At 69.4% G+C, this 4,495-nt stretch carries 5 protein-coding genes; 2 read left to right on the top strand and 3 right to left on the bottom strand.

Annotated elements, in window-relative coordinates:
• Window positions 1–126 precede the first annotated feature (126 nt).
• Together ACFVIU_RS08155 and ACFVIU_RS08150 are read right to left on the bottom strand one after the other, a co-directional pair.
• Window positions 127–381: a DUF3073 domain-containing protein gene (locus tag ACFVIU_RS08155; RefSeq protein ID WP_385841371.1), complete on the bottom strand. Its 255-nt coding sequence runs from the start codon at window positions 379–381 to the stop codon at window positions 127–129.
• Between the two features lie 305 nt (window positions 382–686).
• A complete protein-coding gene (locus ACFVIU_RS08150) occupies window positions 687–1,793 on the bottom strand; it encodes a Leu/Phe/Val dehydrogenase (protein ID WP_385841370.1) in 1,107 nt (368 codons plus the stop codon).
• Between the two features lie 224 nt (window positions 1,794–2,017).
• On the opposite strand from ACFVIU_RS08150, the gene ACFVIU_RS08145 reads away from it, so the two are divergent.
• A complete protein-coding gene (locus ACFVIU_RS08145) occupies window positions 2,018–2,860 on the top strand; it encodes a hypothetical protein (RefSeq protein WP_385841369.1) in 843 nt (280 codons plus the stop codon).
• 518 nt (window positions 2,861–3,378) lie between these two features.
• On the top strand, window positions 3,379–3,585 hold the full coding sequence (gene bldC / locus ACFVIU_RS08140) for a developmental transcriptional regulator BldC (RefSeq protein ID WP_003949541.1): 207 nt from the start codon (window positions 3,379–3,381) through the stop codon (window positions 3,583–3,585).
• Between the two features lie 471 nt (window positions 3,586–4,056).
• On the opposite strand, the gene ACFVIU_RS08135 is transcribed toward bldC, so the two are convergent.
• On the bottom strand, window positions 4,057–4,242 hold the full coding sequence (locus ACFVIU_RS08135) for a DUF6274 family protein (RefSeq protein ID WP_385841368.1): 186 nt from the start codon (window positions 4,240–4,242) through the stop codon (window positions 4,057–4,059).
• Between the last annotated feature and the right edge of the window lie 253 nt (window positions 4,243–4,495).

Below are 4,495 nucleotides of genomic sequence, written 5' to 3'. Positions count from 1 at the left end.
CCCGCCGCTGGGCGGGGGGGGGGTGATCCCCGCCGGGGGCGCTCCGGTGGGAGCCCCCGGGGGCCCCCCCCCCCCCCGCCGGGGGGGGCGCCCCCCCCCCCCCCCGGACTGTTGCTCAGCACAAGGTCAAGCGCCTCGACGGTGCTGTGAGGGACCCGCGTCCTCGTCGTCCTCGTCGTCCTCGTAGAGGTCGGCGTAACGGGAGTACAGGTCGTCGTCGTCATGCTCATCGGCGTCTTCGAAACGGTCGCCGTTCGGCGACTGGTTCGACGTCGATGCGCCCAGCTCCTCGGCCAGGCGTGAGAGGTCCGTCCCACCGCTGTTGTACTTCAGCTGGCGGGCGACCTTCGTCTGCTTGGCCTTGGCCCGGCCGCGCCCCATGGCTCGACCCCCTCAACGACGGGGCTCGACGGCCCCAGAGTCTGACACGCGTTCATGTTCTGGAACGGACTCTCCATGGAGAGGCCGGTCCGTAGGGCTTCCACGGTACCTGAGCCCGCGCCCATACGGTACGTCGCCCGCAGCACGCGCGTGTGCCCAGGACCTTCGAGGCGCCCTGTCCTCGCTGGTCAGTGGCGATTTTAACCACTTATCGGGGAACGACCCGCCGACGGAAGTGAGAGTTCTCTCGAAGTCCCACCGGCGGGTACCGCTCATATGTGCGATCGATTCCGGCTCGGACCGGCTCAGCCCGCGGTGCCGGCGGCCCGTGCCTCCGCCATCCGCTGCTCCGCGATCCGGTCGGCCGCGGCGGCCGGCGGGATCCCGTCTTCCTTCGCACGTGCGAATATTGCCAGCGTGGTGTCGAAGATCTTCGCCGCCTTGGCCTTGCACCGGTCGAAGTCGAACCCGTGCAGCTCGTCCGCGACCTGGATGACCCCGCCCGCGTTCACCACGTAGTCCGGCGCGTAGAGGATCCCGCGGTCGGCGAGGTCCTTCTCCACACCCGGGTGTGCGAGCTGGTTGTTGGCCGCGCCGCACACCACGGAGGCGGTGAGCACCGGGACGGTGTCGTCGTTCAGGGCGCCGCCGAGCGCGCAGGGGGCGTAGATGTCCAGCCCCTCGACCCGGATCAGCTCCTCGGTGCCGGCGACCGCCGTCACGCCCTCGGGGTGCTGGTCGAGGATGCGCTGGACGGCGTCCGCGCGCACATCGGTGATCACGACCTCGGCGCCCTCGTCCCGCAGGTGTCTGACCAGGTGGTGGCCGACCTTGCCGACACCGGCGACGCCGACCTTGCGGCCGCGCAGCGAGGGGTCGCCCCACAGGTGCTGGGCGGAGGCGCGCATGCCCTGGTAGACGCCGAAGGCGGTGAGCACGGAGGAGTCGCCGGCGCCGCCGTTCTCCGGGGAGCGGCCGGTGGTCCAGCGGCACTCGCGGGCCACCACGTCCATGTCGGCGACATAGGTGCCGACGTCGCACGCGGTCACGTAGCGGCCGCCGAGCGAGGCGACCATACGGCCGTAGGCGAGCAGCAGCTCCTCGGTCTTGTCGCGCTCCGGGTCGCCGATGATCACGGCCTTGCCGCCGCCGTGGTCGAGCCCGGCCATGGCGTTCTTGTACGACATCCCGCGCGCGAGGTTGAGGGCGTCCGCGACGGCCTCGGCCTCGGTGGCGTACGGGTAGAAGCGGGTGCCGCCGAGGGCCGGGCCCAGGGCGGTGGAATGGATGGCGATGACGGCCTTCAGACCGGTCGCGCGGTCCTGGCAGAGCACGACCTGCTCATGGCCTCCCTGGTCCGAGTGGAACAGGGTGTGCAGGACATCAGCAGGTGCGCCGGTTACGTCGGTCACTGTGGTGACTCCTGTGTACATAGCGGCGGGTGGGGCCGGACCCCGTACGGGTGGCGGGGTGCCGTGGCATGAGCGTAGAGCCTTGGCACGACCACCATCCGTGCAGTGTTCAGGATCACTCTCCCGCGCCCGTTCCGCACGTATGAGCGTGGCACGATTTGCCGTGGTTTTGCCGCGGTTTCCGCCGCGGTTTTCGAGCCGGGCCGGGTGGGGAGGGAGCAGGCGTGCCGAAGGTGTCCTCCGTGGTCGTCCCCTATGCCGCGTATCTGCGCGTGTACGAGCCGCTGGGCGCCTTCCCGGAGCCCGAGCGCAGTCACTGGGCGCGCTACGCCCGCCGCCCCGAGCGCCCCTCCTACCAGGACGAACTGCGTCGCTCCCTGGCGGACTTGCTGCCCACCCCGCCGGTCGCGGTGCCGGTGCACGAGAGCGGCGACGCCTTCGTGCTGGAGCTGGACGGCGTGGTCTGCGTCTGCCCCTGGCGGACCCGGCTGCGCGGCTGGCAGGCGCTCGGCGAGCTGGCCGAGGAGCTGCCGGCGGCGGTGCTGGACGCGGTGCTGCCCCCGCTGGTGCGCCACCAGGCGGCCCAGGACTACGAGCGCTGGCTCGCCCGCAATCCGGACGCCCGCCCGTGGATCCGTACGGCGACCTGGCAGGTGCCGCTGAACTGGTTCGTGCTGGTCTCGGACGAGGAGCGGAGCTACGACCCGGGCACCCCCGAGCTGCCCCCGGTGCTGCGCTACCGCACCCCGATGGTCCAGGCCCGACGCCGGGTGGCGCGGGCGCTGCGCACGCTGCGGGACACCGTCGAGGAGGGCCCGCTGATCGACGGCGTGGTGGACGTCGGCCGCTGGCTGGAGGAGTTCCATCCGCGTTCGCTGGTGGAGCTGGACTACGGCGGACTGGTGCACGTGGTGCCGGCGGGGCAGCTGTCGGACGACCACTCGGCGGCGGACGTGGCGGCCGGCATCGAGGCGCTGCGCCGGGGCGACGGCGGGGCGGCCGGGGAGGCGTACACCCGGCTCGTGGAGCGGTGGCGCACGGTACGGGACCGGCGCTCCGCGAACTGAGTGACGTAGGTCACGGCTCGAACGGCCTCGAACGACGTACGGTCTAGGGCACTTGACGGTGTGACGGGACGTTGGTCCCGATCCGGACTTTCACGTCAAGGGTGACGGACTGCACTTACGCGGCCCTTGCGCCTCTTGCCGCCCCTCGTGCCAAAATAGGACAAGGAGCCCGGGGAGGGCTCTCACCGTCCAACTATGCTCCACTGTGGGCGGAATCTCCGCATTGCACGCTTTGGGGGGTCTGGTGACTCCTGATCGTCCTGTGACTGATCGTCACAGTGGCGTGACTGTCCGCTATGGCATGGTCCATCGGCTTCCGTCGCTGATGAACACCTGGGAGGGCAATTCCATCGGTTTGGCCGACGGGGCTGGACAGATGGTGTAGTTGTAGTGCCGAGGACAAGCCGTTCGTCCTATAACCGACTCGACTCGCGTCCGCCATTTCGGGCAACGCGGGTCAAGGTGCAGAATTTAGAGGAAAGAACCGAGAAGGTTCGGTTCTCCCGAGGAGGCCGCTCATGACCGCTCGCACCCCTGATGCCGAGCCGCTGCTGACCCCGGCTGAGGTCGCCACCATGTTCCGTGTCGACCCCAAGACGGTCACGCGGTGGGCGAAGGCCGGCAAGCTCACGTCCATTCGCACGCTCGGCGGACACCGCCGCTACCGCGAGGCTGAGGTCCGCGCTCTGCTGGCGGGCATCCCGCAGCAGCGCAGCGAGGCCTGAACAACTGCATAACCGGGCAAAACGGCAGGTCCCCCAACTGGCCGTGGTGCCCGAACCCCTAGCTCCAAGCGACGCGGGACCTGCCCCAACAGGTCCCTCGCCCAAGCCGAAGACAACGTTGCAGGCAGCGACACAGGGTGCGTCGTAGATCGCGCTGGACTCCGCCGAGTCCAGCGCGATCTTTTTTGTGCGCCGGGTGCCGTGTGGGGGCGGCCCTGTGAGCGGGCTTGTCGGAGTCTGGGGAGGGCTGTCGGAAGCGCTGTGCGGTGCCCCTCGGGGAGGTGCAATTGCACATATTAAATTGACCTGTTGTAGGGAGGGGTTAAGTTCCACCATTTCAAAAACACATGCGGTGACTCCCGTCACACGCCTGGGCGCTTGTCGCCGGTGGCCCTCATCCACTAGTGGAATCACCTGTTCCAGATTCCCATACCCGTAAGGGCGTTGGGACATCCGCAGGCATCCTCGGGGTCACGCGCTCCCGGGACCTTCGTCCGCCTCTTCCTCGCCCTCCGGGGGCAGCGGGCCGGCGGCCATGGCGAGCCGCAGGAGGTGGTGGCAGACCGGACAGTGCCGGGTGAGGTGCCGGTACGACGAGGCGGCCGCCAGATGCGCCCTCAGGAGCGCCCGCGTCTCATGCCTGACCGATGCCGCCATACGCCACCTCCGGAGCCCCCCACGGCGGAACGGACCCTGCTCCCTGATTACCGACGGAACCCACCCCCGTCAACCCCGGCCGCCCTCCACCGCTCCCTACGCGGACCCCTGACGGAGACACGAAGAAGGGCCCTCATCCGCTTGGATGATGGGGCGTGTATACAGTTGGGTGCCGGAGCTGGCGCGGATAAACAACTGACGCTGCCCACGGAGGGTGATGTGTATGTGTGTGGTGGGGGCGTGGTATTGAAAA

The organism is Streptomyces sp. NPDC127190 (genome assembly GCF_042672505.1).
GTDB lineage: Bacteria > Actinomycetota > Actinomycetes > Streptomycetales > Streptomycetaceae > Streptomyces.
Note: the sequence above shows the minus strand (reverse complement) of the source record. Positions and strands in the feature narration are given on the sequence as shown.